This is a genomic window from Mucilaginibacter sp. KACC 22773 (assembly GCF_028736215.1).
Taxonomy (GTDB): domain Bacteria; phylum Bacteroidota; class Bacteroidia; order Sphingobacteriales; family Sphingobacteriaceae; genus Mucilaginibacter.
The window spans coordinates 2,539,732-2,553,920 of the sequence record NZ_CP117883.1 but is presented as its reverse complement, the minus strand read 5'-3'; the positions used below and the strand labels follow the sequence as shown (position 1 = coordinate 2,553,920).

The following is a 14,189-nucleotide window of genomic DNA, read 5'->3' as shown; positions in this document are numbered from 1 at the left end:
CAATTAAAACTGCAGCTCAATGCAAACTAATAACTGCAAACTAAATGATTGGTATAATAAGATACGGCGCCGGTAATATTTTTTCGCTTACAGCGGCGTTGGAGCGGTTGAGCATACCTTACGGCATGATCAATAGCGAAGAAGATTTTGATAAGTACGACCGATATATCATCCCTGGTGTTGGACATGCGGGCGCAGCCATGAGCAAATTGGAGTCGACAGGATTAGTTCCCACGATTAAAGCCCTAAAAAAGCCCACTTTGGGCATTTGTGTGGGGATGCAGTTACTCACCTCCTACTCCGAAGAAGGTGACTCTACCCTGCTTGGCCTGTTCCCTATTAAAACTTTAAGGTTTAAGGACAGCAATTTATACAAGGTACCGCATACCGGCTGGAACCAGGTTTATCCCGAAAAGGAAAACCCATTATTTGAAAATATACCGTCAGGATCACATTTTTACTTTGTACATTCATACTTTATTGAGTATGATAAAGCGTACACTTTACTATCGGCCAATTATAACAATGAATTTTCGGCATCAATTTGGCGGGATAATTTTTATGGCGTACAATTTCACCCCGAAAAATCGGGAGTGTACGGCGAAACACTTTTAACAAACTTTTCAAAAATATAAAAGACATGTACATAATTCCCGCTATCGATATTCTGAATAAAAAAGTAGTTAGGCTACGTGAGGGTGATTACCAACAGGTAACAGAATATGATGTAACGCTCGAAGAAATGATTGAGCGCTACCAAAGCAATGGCACCAACTTTATCCATATTATTGACCTGAACGGCGCTAAAAACGATTTCAGCAACCAGCAATACCTGTTTGATGTGATCCGTAAAACCGACATGAAGGTGCAATACGGTGGCGGTATCCGCAGCATCGAAAAAGTAAAAGAGTTGATTGACTCGGGCGTTCACCGTGTTATTGTAGGCACACAGGCCTTAACCAACCCCGAATTTTTGCCCCAATTAGGTAAAGAGATTTGCGGCCGCGACAAGTGTTCCGACCAGGTGGTTATCGCAATAGATGTGTTGGACGAAGTGATCAAATACTCAGGCTGGATGGAAAGCTCGCCAATTAAATTAATGGATTATGTTGATAAATGCCTTGCTTTAGGCTTTTTCCGTTTTTTATGTACCGATATCAACAAAGATGGCAAACTGGGCGGCGCGGGTATTGAGCTTTATGAAAAACTGCTCGACCATTCGCCTTTCATTAAACTGATAGCATCCGGAGGTGTAAGCTCGATGGATGACGTAGAGAAACTGAGCCGTTTGAAGGTAGAATCGGTAGTTGTAGGTAAAGCGATCTATGAGAACAGGGTAACTATCGAAGATGTAAAAAACTGGAATTTAGAGGCCCTTATATCAATATAGTTCACCCCTCAATATAAAATAAAACATTTGTCATTGCGAGCGATAGCGTGGCAATCTCGTGGCATGCAAAGCGAATAAGCAAAGTTCGCGATTGCTTCGTTCCTCGCAATGACATATCTAAAAAGCTTATGCTTTCGAAAAGAATTATCCCTTGTTTAGACGTTAAAGACGGTCGCACCGTAAAAGGCGTAAACTTTGTTGACCTGCGCGACGCGGGCGACCCGGTTGAGCTGGCCTGGAACTACTCGAGGCAGGGTGCTGACGAACTGGTATTCCTGGATATTACCGCAACAGTTGAGCGCCGCAAAACCATGGTGGACCTGGTAAAGGCTGTGGCCAGGCAAATAAATATCCCATTCACCATTGGTGGCGGTATTAACGAAATTGCCGATGCCGATGCACTTTTAAACGCCGGTGCAGATAAGATCTCGATCAACTCGGCAGCGGTACGTAATCCGGCTTTAATTGATGAGTTGGCCAAAGCATTTGGCGTTCAGTTTGTTGTAATTGCGGTAGATACCCGCAGCATTGCCGGCAAAAATATTGTACACCTGAATGGCGGCAGATTACCTACTGAACGCGAAACGTTAGAGTGGATCATGGAAGCCGAAAGCCGTGGTGCAGGCGAAATTTTGCTTACATCAATGGATCATGATGGTACAAAAGCTGGTTTTGATAACAAGCTATTAAAAATTGTGAACGATGCGGTACACATCCCTGTAATAGCCTCGGGCGGGGCAGGTTCGGTACAGCACTTTGTTGACGTATTTGAAAAAACAAATATTGATGCAGCTTTAGCAGCGTCGGTATTTCACTATGGCGAGATATTGATTCCGGATTTGAAAGCGGTATTGAAGAGCAATAATATAGAGGTGAGGATATAGGGTGGCGAGGTTCGAGGCTCGGGCGTTGTTAGTTTTAAAACAAGCGTTTTACCCGAACCACGAACCTGGCAACCGGCAATAACTCTTCTACCCGCGTTAGGGATTGCAGCGGATACCGGCCCGTGATTAAGGCCTGTGCGGTATGAGCGTAAAGCCCGGGCCAAAGGTAACGCCCTTACACTCACACGTGAGGTAGCTGCCTGTGAGGACACAGGCCAGCGGGAGAGACGTAGATGCATGGTGTAAAGCACACCCCTGCCAGCGCTCAGGACTCACACGCCCCCTCTCAAGAGGGGAATTTGATTGAATATAACACGAACCTGGCACCCTGGAGCAGGAACCAGAACAACAGATACAATGAATATAGATTTCAACAAAACAGACGGTTTAGTACCGGTTATTATACAGGACGAGCAAACCTTAGAGGTGCTGATGCTGGGCTACATGAACCAGGAGGCTTATGATAAAACCGTACAGGAAAATATAGTTACATTTTTCTCCCGCTCAAAAGACCGCTTGTGGACCAAGGGCGAAACCAGCAGTAATTTTTTGCATGTAAAAAACATCAGCATTGATTGCGATAATGATACTTTGCTGATTAAAGTTAAAGCTGATGGCCCTACCTGCCATACCGGCTCGCGCAGTTGTTTTAACACCGGCTATAATCAAAACTTTATTTTGGAGTTGGAAAATATTATTGCCGATAGATACGAAAATCCGGTAGAAGGATCGTACGTAAACAAGCTGCGGAATAAGGGACTCAACAAAATAGCTCAAAAGGTTGGTGAAGAAGGCGTTGAAACCGTTATAGCCGCTTTGGCCGAAACGGAAACTGACTTGATTAATGAATCGTCCGATCTGGTTTTTCACTTGTTGGTTTTGCTTCGCGAAAAGGGACTGACGTTGGAAACGATAGCTAAAAACCTGGAAAACAGGCATAAATAGTCATTAGTCATTAGTCATTAGTCATTAGTCATTAGTCATTAGTCATTAGTCATTAGTCATTAGTCATTAGTCATTAGTCATTAGGGAAACTTATGGTGAGGTTTGTTGTTTTTTATATTTTGCTGTTTTGTTTCTTTTTTATTGGTAATGCCAATGCGCAACAAGATAGGCTTAGGGAGAAGATTGCCGAAATTGCGAAGGATGCAAAAGGTACTGTTGGGGTTTCGGTATTAAACCTTGAAACGGGTGATACGTTAACATATAACGGCTACCTGCGCCAGCCAATGCAGAGTGTGATGAAGTTCCCGATTGCCATTACCGTTTTGCACGAGATTGACGAAGGGAAATTCACATTAGATCAGCTGGTTCGCCTGGATAAAAGCGATTTATTTAAAACATACAGCCCCTTGCAGGATAAATATCCGGCGGCAAATGTGGATGTTTCGATAAGGGAGTTGCTTAGCTATATGGTATCGTTAAGTGACAATGTTGCCTGCGACAAGCTTTTAAAAGTTTTAGGCGGAACGGATGCGGTAGAGGCCTATATTCACCATATCGGGATCAAAAACTTCTCGATAAAAGCCTCCGAATATCAAATGGCGCAGGCCTGGGACGTACAGTTTACCGATTGGGTGATGGCCTCCGAGCTTACGCATTTATTGAACGTAGCATTTAAGCCTAATTTCCTTTCGGCGGCCAGCCACACCTATTTATGGAAAATCATGCAGGAAACCTCAACCGGCCCCAACCAGATTAAAGGCTTGTTGCCTGTTGGCACAATAGTATACCATAAAACCGGCCGCTCGGGCACCAACGAAAAGGGGATTTCGGCAGCTACCAACGATACCGGCATAATAGCGCTGCCTAATGGCAACCACCTGGCTATTGCCATTTTGGTTACCAATTCGCCCGTTGATTTGAAGGCCCGCGAATTGGTTATTGCCCGCATAGCAAAGGCCGCCTATGACGAAGCCATAAAATAGATTGCGTCAAGGCTAATATCAAAACAACTCATCTCCGTCAAAAATCTTACTTTTGCTTACAGCCCAATATCAACTGCAAATCAAAAATCTTGCTACTTGATACTTGCTACTTGATACTAACATAATGATTGCAGAAAAAATAGCCGAACTTACCGGGCATGGCAACCCCATTTTCACTTTGGAGCTATCACAAAAACCGGGAATACTATTTACCGGCGGCAATGATAAAGGATTGGTGGAGTGGAGCCTGAAAACAAATGCCTTTATTAAAGTAATGTTCCCGGTTAACGCATCTATTTATGCCATTCATTGCCCGGCGGGTTATCCATTAATGTTTGCAGGCTTGCGCAGCGGCCAGGTGCTGGTTTTCGATTTCATCCAGCAAAAGATCATCAAGTCGCTCAATCATCACCTTAAGCCGGTGTTTGATATCAAGTCTGTCAGTGGTAAAAAAGAGCTACTGATAGCCTCTGAGGACGGTACAGTGTCGGTGTGGGGCCTTGATACATTGGATTTGGTGCATAGCATTAAAGTTTCGGCCGATACGGTTCGTTGTATAGCCGTTTCGCCTGACGAAAAGCAGGTTGCTTTTGGGTGCAGGGATAATGCGATTAAAATTTACGATTTGGAGGATTACACCTTGGTGAAAGCACTGCATGGGCATACCATGTCGGTTTTTGCATTGGCTTACAGCACCGATGGCAGTTACCTGGTGTCCGGCGGCCGTGATGCACAGGTGAAAATTTGGGATACGGCAACTTACCAACTGATAAAAAACATCCCTGCGCATTTGTTTGCTGTTAACCATATCCTCTTCCACCCCTCCCAGCCTTACTTCGCTACGGCCAGCATGGATAAAAGCATTAAAATTTGGGGAGCCGATGATTTTAAACTGTACAAGATCATCAGCCGCGAAAAAGGATACTCAAGCCATCCGCTGTCAATAAATAAACTGGCATGGAATGGAGATCAGCTATTATCAGTAAGTGATGATAAAAATATTTTTATTTGGGATATAAAATTTTAACGTACGCTCCTGCTTAAAAAAACCTCCGGATGCTATGCAAATTGTGTGTGTGACGCTTTAACTCTTCCGAATAAATGCCGTCGTTATCAATAGGGTCTATTTTCACCTTTCCTGAAGCATGAATTATTTGTCCGCCGTTTAATAAAATACCCACATGGGTTACACGTCCTTCGGTATTATTAAAAAAAGCCAGATCGCCCAGACGGGCGTTGTTTAAACTGTCAACTTTTTCGCCCTCCAGGGCTTGTTGACTTGCATCGCGTTTTATTTTTATTTTATTAAGGTTAAATACTACCTGTGTAAAACCAGAGCAATCAATGCCAAAGTGGGTGCGGCCACCCCACAAATAGGGTGCATTCAAAAATGATTTTGCCGTTGTTGCTATATCTTCCCTTTCGCCTATTTCGCCAATGATCTCGAATTTATCATTCCCTATTTTGCAGGTTGTTCCTTTTAAACCGGCAAGTGAGCTGCCTGCAGGCAAATAAAGTATTGAGTTATCAATAATTTTCCAGGCCTGGGTAACCGCCCGGTAAGTTAAAGGCGGAGGCATATTTTGTTGGCTTTTATAGGCTACATGCCCGAACATGGCAAATTGCAGCCTGCCTATCCAGCCCGTATAATTATCAGTTGTTGTAACAATTTTAACCCAGCGTTCGGCCCACTCCTTAATTTCAAAAGTTTCGCCAAATAACACCTGCGATACCTGTTCGCTCCTGTCATCAGGCAAAGCGCGAAGCGGGATTACAGCAAGGTTACAAATACCATATTCCATAGATCAGATTAAATGCAAAAATTAATGTAACTAAGATGCAATAAGCGATCAATAATTACACCGTTTTAATTGGTTTTCAAGATATATTTTAGCTGTGGAGGAGATTAAAGCTAAAATTTACAAGGCTAATTTATTAAATTATTAAACGCGAAATAATTTTATTTAAAAAACAAGCAAAAAAAAGGGATCAGCAAGCTAATCCCTTTTCAAAATATTTTTTTTATAAAATTATTCATTCATATGCAGCCAATCTTTTTTGGCTAACAATTCTTCCTGTGTTTCGCGGATATCTTCATCATCTACGCAGCAATCAACCGGGCATACAGCAGCACATTGTGGTTCGTCATGAAAACCAACACACTCGGTACACTTATCAGGCACTATATAATATATCTCGTCGGACAGGGCAGCCTGAGTTTCCTCGGCATTTAAAGTATTGCCATCTCCAAAATCAATAATTCCTTTAAGGCCGGTACCGTCGCTAAAGCGCCATGCCGCACCAGCATCATAAATTGCATTATTGGGGCACTCCGGCTCGCAGGCTCCGCAGTTTATGCATTCATCGGTGATTTTAATCGCCATATTTCTAAATATATAATAATCTCAATTAACTTTGCCCGTAATTTACAAGCGCACAAATATAACAAAAAAAGGCTTTAGGGGTTTAAATCCTCACCATATATATGTCAAAATTTAACATAAAAAATTCCATAAACTCATTTTCGACCTTAGGAAAGCAGTTAATTGCCCCCGATGCGCAATTAATGACCATCATTGAAGACGAACGCTACCATAACGCCTGGTTTACGCCCGAAAGCGTTTTGCAAGCCGTAACCGCCATAGGTAAAATGCTTAACGAGGACGATTTGAAAACCTGGCTCGCAAAATACAATCTTGAAAATGACGCCCCGGGCAAAAAAGTGGGCCTTATTTTGGCAGGAAATATCCCGCTGGTTGGTTTTCATGATGTGCTGTGCGTGCTGGCATCCGGCAATCACGCACTAATCAAAGCATCGTCACAAGACGCCCGGCTGATAAAAACTGTTTTAGAACGATTAGTGGCTATTGACGTCAGCTTCGACAGCCAGTTTAGTTTTGTAGAGCGCTTAGCCGATTTTAACGCCGTTATAGCCACCGGAAGCAATAATAGCTCGCGCTACTTTGATTACTACTTTGGAAAAGTGCCTAACATCATCCGTAAAAACAGGAATAGTATTGCCCTGCTAACCGGCGATGAAACGGCAGAACAACTGTTTAACCTTGGCCATGATATTTTTGATTATTATGGCTTGGGTTGCCGCAATGTGAGTAAGTTGCTGGTGCCGAAGGATTATAATTTCAATTTCTTTTTTGAATCGATTGAAGATCATAAGGCTATCATCCATCACCATAAGTACAACAATAATTACGATTACAATAAATCCATCTACCTGGTAAACAGCGACAAACATCTTGATAACGGTTTTTTGATGGTAAAGGAGGATGACAGACTGGCATCGCCACTGGCCGTGCTGTATTTTAGCTATTACGACGATCTTGCCCAGGCGCAGGAACTATTACAAAAACAAAGCGACAATATTCAGTGTATTGTTACCAATGCCACCATTAATGTAGCCAGCCAGGTGGTAAGCTTCGGCCAAAGCCAGCACCCCGCATTATGGGATTATGCCGATGGGATTGATACAATGGAATTTTTGTCAAATCTTTAAAATAACAATACCTTTGGGGAAAAGCATATAGTTGATAGTTCATAGATCATAGCCGGAGCTTGAAGGCAAAAATACTATGAACCATGAACAATGAACCATGAACTACCACATTATAAAAGTTAAAGGCGTTGCCAAAATACCCGATTATGTACAGCTGCGGGATGATAAGTTTACGTTGCTGGCTTATTTCAGGGTAGATAGGCCCGATAAATCGTTGGATAAGGTGGGGCTGGCGGATAAGGCGGAGTATATTATGAATATTATTAAGGATTTACCTTTTGGGCAGATCCTGAAATTAGAGCTATAAAAAAGATGATTGGGAACTCTATTATAAAGCTAAATGGTGTTGATATTTTTCAGCAGGCACACCTGGTACTGTCAAACGTAAACCTGCATGTTGATAAAGGTGATTTTGTATGGCTTATAGGCTCTACCGGATCGGGCAAAAGCAGCCTGCTTAAAGTTATTTACGGCGACCTGGGCATAAAAGCTGGTACCGGGCATGCCTGCGGGTACGAGTTAAGCAAGCTATCGGGCCGGGATGTGCCCTATTTACGCCGCAAGCTGGGTATAGTTTTCCAGGATTTTCAATTATTGACAGATCGCTCCATAGAGCAAAACCTGCTTTTTGTTATGCGCGCCACCGGCTGGAAAGACAAAAAGTTGATAGCCGAACGTACCCTTGACGTACTGGAAAAAGTTGGCCTGCGTTCTAAACTTAAAAAAATGCCGCATGAGTTATCCGGCGGCGAGCAGCAACGTGTGGTAATTGCCCGCGCCCTACTTAACAACCCCGAAATTATATTGGCTGACGAACCAACCGGTAACCTTGACCCCGAAACTTCTGAAGAGATTGTATTGCTCCTAAAACAGATCAGCCAATCGGGTACCGCAGTGTTAATTGCCACCCACGATTATCATATCATCCGCACTTTCCCATCGCGCATTATTAAGTGCGAGAATGGTAAGGTTTTGGAGGATGCGGTGATATAGTTATCTGAACCGGAATTAAACGAATTAAACAATGACCAGAATTTTAAAATTCTATAAATTCAAGAAATTCGTTTAATTCCGGTTAAGACAATCTCCCCGTTCAGACAAAAAGAATCAGACAAATAATCCTGTCAGCCTTGCGCATATTGCGCCACTCCTGCCTGTTATAAAACACACCACTGACACCTTGTCGGCTTTATGGCTATGGCAGGATACTTGATTGGCACTATCAGCTATGAAATTTAACGACATGTTGAAGAAAAAGAAGAAAGAAAATATGGATACCCCTGAAAATATTAATGAGCCTACACGGGAAAATTTAGCCGAAGAACAACAACTAAAAGAACAGCAGGCAGAAACTGTTGAGGCTGTTGAAACCGAGGAAATACCCGGCCCTACTGCAGAAGATAAATTAAAGACCGAACTGGCGCAGGCTAATGATAAATATTTACGTTTGTATGCCGAATTTGACAACTTCCGCAGGCGCACCCAAAAAGAACGCGCCGAAGCCCGGGAAACTGAAGGCAAGGATTTAATTATTGCCCTGTTACCCGTTTTAGACGATTTTGAGCGTGCACAACGCTCTATGGAAAAAGCTGTTGACGTGGCCCCGGTTAAAGAAGGCGTAACCCTGATACAAAACAAATTAAAAAACATACTTGCCCAAAAAGGTTTAAAAGAAATGGAATCAATAGGTGCTCCGTTTGATGCCGACCTACAGGAAGCAATTACTAATATACCCGCCCCTACCGATGACCTTAAAGGCAAGGTTATCGACGAAATGGAAAAAGGCTACACCCTAAAAGACAGGGTGATCCGTTTTGCCAAAGTAATTGTAGGAGCGTAGTTAATTATTGAGGGACTGAATTAGTGAATTATTGAATTTAAAAATCAGAGAGGTTTAGAAATATCACTTGGTTATCTACCATGGTAATTAAATCAACAAATCGAAAGCGATAAAAAGTCTTTCAACCTCTAATTCAATAAATCAATAATTCACTTATAAAAACTCAATAATTCAATAAATCAATAATTCAATAATTAAATACATGGCTAAAAGAGATTATTACGATATACTGGGCGTTTCAAAAGGATCAGATGCTGATGAGATAAAGAAGGCATATCGTAAAATGGCTATTAAATATCACCCGGATAAAAACCAGGGTGACAAAGAGGCGGAAGAAAAATTTAAGGAAGCCGCTGAAGCTTATGAAGTTTTAAGCAGCCCCGAGAAACGCCAGCGGTATGACCAGTTTGGTCATGCAGCCAATGCTTCATCGCCAAATGGCGGCGGTTATGGCGGCGGAGGCATGGATATGAACGACATATTCAGCCAGTTTGGCGATATATTTGGTGGCGGCAGTCCGTTTGAAGGTTTCTTTGGTGGCGGTGGCCGCCAGGGTGGCGGTGCCGGTGGCAGGCGTGTAGCCCGTGGCAGCAACCTGCGTATTAAAGTACGTTTAACACTTGAAGAAATTGCCAACGGCGCCGAAAAGAAAATAAAGGTTAATAAACAAATAGTCTGCAAAACCTGCGATGGCAGCGGCGCAAAAGATAAAGCATCGTTTCAAACCTGTAAAACATGTGGCGGCTCGGGCGCGGTGCGCAGGGTAACCAATACTATTTTGGGCCAGATGCAAACAACCAGCACCTGCCCTACCTGTAACGGCGAAGGCTCAACCATACTGTCAAAATGTAATGTTTGTCATGGTGATGGCGTAGTGCGTGGCGAAGAGTTGATTACCATCAACGTACCTGCTGGCGTGAGCGAAGGCATGCAGTTAAGCATGAGCGGCAAAGGTAACGCGGCCCCACGCGGTGGTGTACCAGGCGATCTGATCATTTTGATCGAGGAGATTCCGCACGAAACTTTAAAACGCGATGGTAACAACGTGATCTACGATTTGCATGTAAACTTTGTTGATGCAACATTGGGCACCACTGTTGAAGTACCTACCATCGACGGTAAAGCCAAAATAAAAATTGACCCCGGAACCCAGGGCGGCAAAATATTGCGACTGAAAGGCAAAGGCGTACCCGAAGTAAACTCATACCATCGTGGCGACCAACTGGTGCACATCAACATCTGGACACCAAAAATTGTAAGCCGCGAAGAGCGCGAAATACTGGAAAAATTACAATCATCTCCTAACTTTAAACCCAATCCGGGCAAAAATGAAAAAAGCTTTTTTGAGCGGATGAAGGAATATTTTGAGTAGTTGATAGTCGGAAAGTCAGTAAAGACGGAAAGTCCGAAAGATTTTGAGAGCCCGGAGTTTTATGACTTCGGGCTTTTTTGTTACAGATGATTTCCGCTATCATTTTTTGATGGGTATATTAGAATTTTGGTTCCTGCTTAACAAACATCAAAATGAGATCCCTTGCTCTAACCGTATTTTTTATATCAACCATTGCTGCCGCTGCCGCCCAGCAACGCGCCCGCGATCTGGGTATCAAATTTAACGGCACTACCGGCCAGTACAATGCCATTACCGATGTTAAAGGCGTTTTGGTGGGCTACAAGACATTAATAAGCGGCGAAGGCCCCTTGGTTACCGGCAAAGGCCCGGTGCGTACTGGTGTTACCGTTATTATGCCAAACGGCAAATCTATCGATCCGCTGCCGGCTGGATGGTTTAGTCTTAATGGCGACGGTGAAATGACCGGCACTACCGTAATTGACGAATATGGCCTTAACTACGGCCCCATCGGTATTACCAATACCAATAGCGTTGGTGTGGTAAGAGATGCTATTGGCGAGTGGAATGTTAAAAACTTCAGCAAAGGCTCGTTGGTTGATTTCTCCTTTGGCCTGCCGGTAGCTGCCGAAACTTTCGATGGTGTATTAAATGACATTAACGGATTTCACGTAAAAAAAGAAGATGTGTTCGAGGCGCTGAATACTGCCCATGGAGGCAAAGTAGAAGAAGGTAACGTTGGCGGTGGCACGGGTATGTCGTTATTCCAGTTTAAGGGCGGCAGCGGTACATCGTCAAGGGTGATTAGTATCGATACGGCTACTTATACGGTTGGGGCCTTTGTACAGGGCAATTTTGGCAGGCGGACAGACTTGATTATATCCGGAGTACCTGTTGGTAGGGAATGGAAAGGCGACTTGCCTGTTATCAATTCCAAACCCAAAGATGGCTCTATCATCATCATCATTGGCACCGATGCCCCTTTATTACCGGCACAGTTAAAACTTGTAGCCAAACGCGCATCATTAGGTGTTGCCCGCTGCGGCGGCGTGGGTCGCAATAGCTCGGGCGATATTTTCCTGGCATTTAGCACAGTACCACCCAAAGATAACGCTAAAGGCACCCTGCAAACCTGGACCGTATTGCCCAAAGAACAAATGGATAAAGTTTTCCAGGCTACCGTTGAAAGCGTGGAGGAAGCCATTATAAATGCCATGATAGCCGCCAAAGACATGAAAGGCATTAATGGTAACACCGTTTATGCTATACCGCATGATAAACTGATGCAGGTGATAAATGGTTATAGCCATAAAATGCAATAACCGTTCTGCACCAACTTTTGCTCATGAGCAAAGCATATGTATTTTGTTTGTATCGTTTTTTTAATTATTTTAAAGCTGCCTTAACACGATGAAAGTAACTATTAAAAAAACAATCTTTTTCATGGCTCTGCTGCTTGCCGGGGTTGCGTATGTTATTTCTATCAGCATACTGCGTTTCATGGCGATGCCTCTCAACCTACCAGCTCCGTGGTCTACCGTTATTTCGGTGTTAATAAATGTGATTTATGCCTCTTCAATTTTTTATTTGATCTGCATTGTAAAATTTAAGGGCGAAAAAAAGATTATCATGATCTCTCTACTTCTTTTTCTTTGCATAACCGTTGTATTTTCGGCAATATTCACGCTATCGTTTCAGAATATGGCGTTACTGATACCGCTATCGGTTATAAACGTTCTGGTAATGCTAAATATGGTTGTCCAAATTTTTAGGATAACCGATACTACATTGGGCATTCCTTTTAAACTTTGGGGTATATCACTTGTGTTTAAACTTGCTGCGCAATTTGGGCTGCCTTTTGTTTTTGAGTATTTAGCCGATAACTTATCCATCAATTTTAATGCCCTGAGTTATATCTCCACGGTGTTGGAAATTTTGCCAACATTTATCATCGTTTTTATTTTTGTAAAGGTGTTGCAGGGGCTTAAAAGCCAACAAAACATACAGATAAAAGCCGGCTTGAGTGAAATTTATTTATCAGACAATTCAGATAAAACAGAACAATGGTAACAACCAAAAGCACCTACTACGTGATGGCTGTAAATTTACTTTACACGTTATCGGTAGTTATATCTATTATATTGAAATTTAATGACATACCGCTAACTAAATGGCACCTGGTTTTAAATGAAGTAGTATATATAATACCATTGATATACCTGGTTATGGTATTAAAATATTTGAAGGAAGATGCATCTATTATCACAACGTGCAAAATCTTCATCGGAGTTGATGTTTTTATTTCCTTGTACTTTGTTGTTGTTAAACTCAGGGCAAATAATGTATCCTTGTACTATCTTCTTTTTTTGCTGTCTATTGTCGTTGTAATTATTTTTATTATCCAATCAGCCAGGATACAGAACAAGTGGCTTGCCTATCCCATGCTCACTTACGGTCTTATATTCCTTTTTATTAGTTTATTACAACTGGCGGCAAGCATTTTTTACTCGTCGATGATCTTTAAATTTGTTAGCCTTACCGAAATATTAATCCCGGGGATGACATTCTATATCCTGTTTAAGATAGCAAGGTACCTGGCTATCGACAAGGGCATAAACGAGCAAATTATATGAAAGCAAGCGTTAAAACAACCAGGTTTATTATTGCCGTTAATGCCGTTTACTTTATTACAATCATTGGCGCACTCCTATTTGCGCTAAACCAACAGCGGCCACCGTTTTATTTCACACTGTTTAGGGAGTTACTTTTTGATACGCAGCTTATATACCTGGTTTATGTGTTAAAACATTTTCATGAAAAAAAAGCGTGCATCAGTAGTTTGATAATTTTCATCATATTTAATTTTATAATAACCATGCTGTCTGACCTTGCAACGCCCAACACCAATGGGGCCATGTTATTATTCTTCCTATCCATTTTTATGATGATCATGAGCATCGTCTTAATTATTCAATTTTTCGGATTGCGTAACGACGAGCTTAGGTTGCCTTACGGTTTGTTCCCGCTTGCTTATTTGACCTACCTCTTGTTTTATATTACATCTGGTGTTATGATGGCGCTTATTGGTCAAATATTTATACAAATTGCCATGTTTAGCCTGTTATTTATACCTGCTTCGTTATGTTATGCATTGATAGGGATAACCAAATATTTAAAAACCCAGGATGAACTTAACCGGTCAATCTCCGAATTTCGAACACAATAAATGAATATCCCATCAAAATCAGATTTTAACACTGTGCGTGTTAAATATTTTGCCGCCAT

The 14,189-nt window shown here is 42.3% G+C and carries 17 protein-coding genes; 15 read left to right on the top strand and 2 right to left on the bottom strand.

Going from position 1 to position 14,189, the window contains the following annotated elements; translation table 11 throughout:
• Positions 1–44 precede the first annotated feature (44 nt).
• The 6 genes from hisH (at position 45) to PQ469_RS10885 (ending at position 5,229) form a co-directional block, all read left to right on the top strand.
• Positions 45–635, top strand: coding sequence for an imidazole glycerol phosphate synthase subunit HisH (gene hisH / locus PQ469_RS10910; RefSeq protein ID WP_090647509.1), 591 nt, complete (start codon positions 45–47; stop codon positions 633–635).
• Between the two features lie 5 nt (positions 636–640).
• A complete protein-coding gene (locus PQ469_RS10905; RefSeq protein ID WP_090647506.1) occupies positions 641–1,390 on the top strand; it encodes a 1-(5-phosphoribosyl)-5-[(5-phosphoribosylamino)methylideneamino]imidazole-4-carboxamide isomerase in 750 nt (249 codons plus the stop codon).
• Positions 1,391–1,518: 128 nt separating this feature from the next.
• Positions 1,519–2,274 (top strand): imidazole glycerol phosphate synthase subunit HisF, encoded by a 756-nt coding sequence (gene hisF / locus PQ469_RS10900; protein ID WP_274212993.1) that lies wholly within the window; start codon positions 1,519–1,521, stop codon positions 2,272–2,274.
• A gap of 357 nt (positions 2,275–2,631) precedes the next feature.
• Positions 2,632–3,219, top strand: coding sequence for a bifunctional phosphoribosyl-AMP cyclohydrolase/phosphoribosyl-ATP diphosphatase HisIE (gene hisIE / locus PQ469_RS10895; protein ID WP_274212992.1), 588 nt, complete (start codon positions 2,632–2,634; stop codon positions 3,217–3,219).
• A gap of 92 nt (positions 3,220–3,311) precedes the next feature.
• Positions 3,312–4,202, top strand: coding sequence for a class A beta-lactamase (gene bla / locus PQ469_RS10890; protein WP_274212991.1), 891 nt, complete (start codon positions 3,312–3,314; stop codon positions 4,200–4,202).
• Positions 4,203–4,326: 124 nt separating this feature from the next.
• Positions 4,327–5,229 carry a WD40 repeat domain-containing protein gene (locus tag PQ469_RS10885; protein WP_274212990.1) on the top strand — a complete coding sequence of 301 codons (903 nt, stop codon included), beginning with the start codon at positions 4,327–4,329 and terminating at the stop codon, positions 5,227–5,229.
• Between the two features lie 13 nt (positions 5,230–5,242).
• Here PQ469_RS10885 and PQ469_RS10880 read toward each other — a convergent pair whose 3' ends face one another.
• A complete protein-coding gene (locus PQ469_RS10880) occupies positions 5,243–6,004 on the bottom strand; it encodes a C40 family peptidase (protein WP_274212989.1) in 762 nt (253 codons plus the stop codon).
• A 228-nt stretch (positions 6,005–6,232) separates the two neighbouring features.
• Complete coding sequence (locus PQ469_RS10875; protein WP_090647487.1) at positions 6,233–6,586, bottom strand: 4Fe-4S dicluster domain-containing protein; 354 nt, start codon at positions 6,584–6,586, stop codon at positions 6,233–6,235.
• Positions 6,587–6,687: 101 nt separating this feature from the next.
• Between PQ469_RS10875 and PQ469_RS10870 the strand changes: the two genes are divergently transcribed.
• From PQ469_RS10870 to PQ469_RS10830, 9 genes are all read left to right on the top strand, one after another.
• Positions 6,688–7,713 (top strand): acyl-CoA reductase, encoded by a 1,026-nt coding sequence (locus PQ469_RS10870; RefSeq protein WP_274212988.1) that lies wholly within the window; start codon positions 6,688–6,690, stop codon positions 7,711–7,713.
• A gap of 97 nt (positions 7,714–7,810) precedes the next feature.
• Positions 7,811–8,020 carry a fructose-6-phosphate aldolase gene (locus PQ469_RS10865; protein WP_274212987.1) on the top strand — a complete coding sequence of 70 codons (210 nt, stop codon included), beginning with the start codon at positions 7,811–7,813 and terminating at the stop codon, positions 8,018–8,020.
• A 5-nt stretch (positions 8,021–8,025) separates the two neighbouring features.
• A complete protein-coding gene (locus PQ469_RS10860) occupies positions 8,026–8,706 on the top strand; it encodes a cell division ATP-binding protein FtsE (protein WP_090647474.1) in 681 nt (226 codons plus the stop codon).
• 235 nt (positions 8,707–8,941) lie between these two features.
• The gene (locus tag PQ469_RS10855) at positions 8,942–9,553 is read left to right on the top strand and encodes a nucleotide exchange factor GrpE (RefSeq protein ID WP_274212986.1); all 612 of its coding nucleotides are present in this window, start codon (positions 8,942–8,944) and stop codon (positions 9,551–9,553) included.
• Between the two features lie 202 nt (positions 9,554–9,755).
• Positions 9,756–10,925, top strand: a complete 1,170-nt coding sequence (gene dnaJ / locus PQ469_RS10850) for a molecular chaperone DnaJ (protein ID WP_274212985.1) — start codon at positions 9,756–9,758, stop codon at positions 10,923–10,925.
• A gap of 152 nt (positions 10,926–11,077) precedes the next feature.
• Entirely contained in the window at positions 11,078–12,226 is a 1,149-nt protein-coding gene (locus PQ469_RS10845) for a DmpA family aminopeptidase (protein WP_274212984.1), read from the top strand.
• Between the two features lie 307 nt (positions 12,227–12,533).
• Positions 12,534–12,974, top strand: coding sequence for a hypothetical protein (locus tag PQ469_RS10840; protein ID WP_274212983.1), 441 nt, complete (start codon positions 12,534–12,536; stop codon positions 12,972–12,974).
• Positions 12,968–13,537: a hypothetical protein gene (locus PQ469_RS10835; protein ID WP_274212982.1), complete on the top strand. Its 570-nt coding sequence runs from the start codon at positions 12,968–12,970 to the stop codon at positions 13,535–13,537. The genes PQ469_RS10840 and PQ469_RS10835 overlap by 7 nt, the downstream gene beginning before the upstream one ends.
• Positions 13,534–14,130, top strand: a complete 597-nt coding sequence (locus PQ469_RS10830; RefSeq protein WP_274212981.1) for a hypothetical protein — start codon at positions 13,534–13,536, stop codon at positions 14,128–14,130. The genes PQ469_RS10835 and PQ469_RS10830 overlap by 4 nt, the downstream gene beginning before the upstream one ends.
• Positions 14,131–14,189: the final 59 nt, after the last annotated feature.

What these genes read in the sequence shown, in the direction of transcription:
- PQ469_RS10865 (WP_274212987.1), top strand. Translation starts at nt 7,811, where the DNA reads ATGAACTACCACATTATAAAAGTTAAAGGCGTTGCCAAAATACCCGAT.
- PQ469_RS10855 (WP_274212986.1), top strand. Translation starts at nt 8,942, where the DNA reads ATGAAATTTAACGACATGTTGAAGAAAAAGAAGAAAGAAAATATGGAT.
- PQ469_RS10870 (WP_274212988.1), top strand. Translation starts at nt 6,688, where the DNA reads ATGTCAAAATTTAACATAAAAAATTCCATAAACTCATTTTCGACCTTA.
- bla (WP_274212991.1), top strand. Translation starts at nt 3,312, where the DNA reads ATGGTGAGGTTTGTTGTTTTTTATATTTTGCTGTTTTGTTTCTTTTTT.
- PQ469_RS10835 (WP_274212982.1), top strand. Translation starts at nt 12,968, where the DNA reads ATGGTAACAACCAAAAGCACCTACTACGTGATGGCTGTAAATTTACTT.
- PQ469_RS10845 (WP_274212984.1), top strand. Translation starts at nt 11,078, where the DNA reads ATGAGATCCCTTGCTCTAACCGTATTTTTTATATCAACCATTGCTGCC.
- hisF (WP_274212993.1), top strand. Translation starts at nt 1,519, where the DNA reads ATGCTTTCGAAAAGAATTATCCCTTGTTTAGACGTTAAAGACGGTCGC.
- PQ469_RS10880 (WP_274212989.1), bottom strand. Translation starts at nt 6,004, where the DNA reads ATGGAATATGGTATTTGTAACCTTGCTGTAATCCCGCTTCGCGCTTTG.
- PQ469_RS10905 (WP_090647506.1), top strand. Translation starts at nt 641, where the DNA reads ATGTACATAATTCCCGCTATCGATATTCTGAATAAAAAAGTAGTTAGG.
- hisIE (WP_274212992.1), top strand. Translation starts at nt 2,632, where the DNA reads ATGAATATAGATTTCAACAAAACAGACGGTTTAGTACCGGTTATTATA.
- PQ469_RS10860 (WP_090647474.1), top strand. Translation starts at nt 8,026, where the DNA reads ATGATTGGGAACTCTATTATAAAGCTAAATGGTGTTGATATTTTTCAG.
- PQ469_RS10875 (WP_090647487.1), bottom strand. Translation starts at nt 6,586, where the DNA reads ATGGCGATTAAAATCACCGATGAATGCATAAACTGCGGAGCCTGCGAG.
- dnaJ (WP_274212985.1), top strand. Translation starts at nt 9,756, where the DNA reads ATGGCTAAAAGAGATTATTACGATATACTGGGCGTTTCAAAAGGATCA.
- hisH (WP_090647509.1), top strand. Translation starts at nt 45, where the DNA reads ATGATTGGTATAATAAGATACGGCGCCGGTAATATTTTTTCGCTTACA.
- PQ469_RS10885 (WP_274212990.1), top strand. Translation starts at nt 4,327, where the DNA reads ATGATTGCAGAAAAAATAGCCGAACTTACCGGGCATGGCAACCCCATT.
- PQ469_RS10840 (WP_274212983.1), top strand. Translation starts at nt 12,534, where the DNA reads ATGATCTCTCTACTTCTTTTTCTTTGCATAACCGTTGTATTTTCGGCA.
- PQ469_RS10830 (WP_274212981.1), top strand. Translation starts at nt 13,534, where the DNA reads ATGAAAGCAAGCGTTAAAACAACCAGGTTTATTATTGCCGTTAATGCC.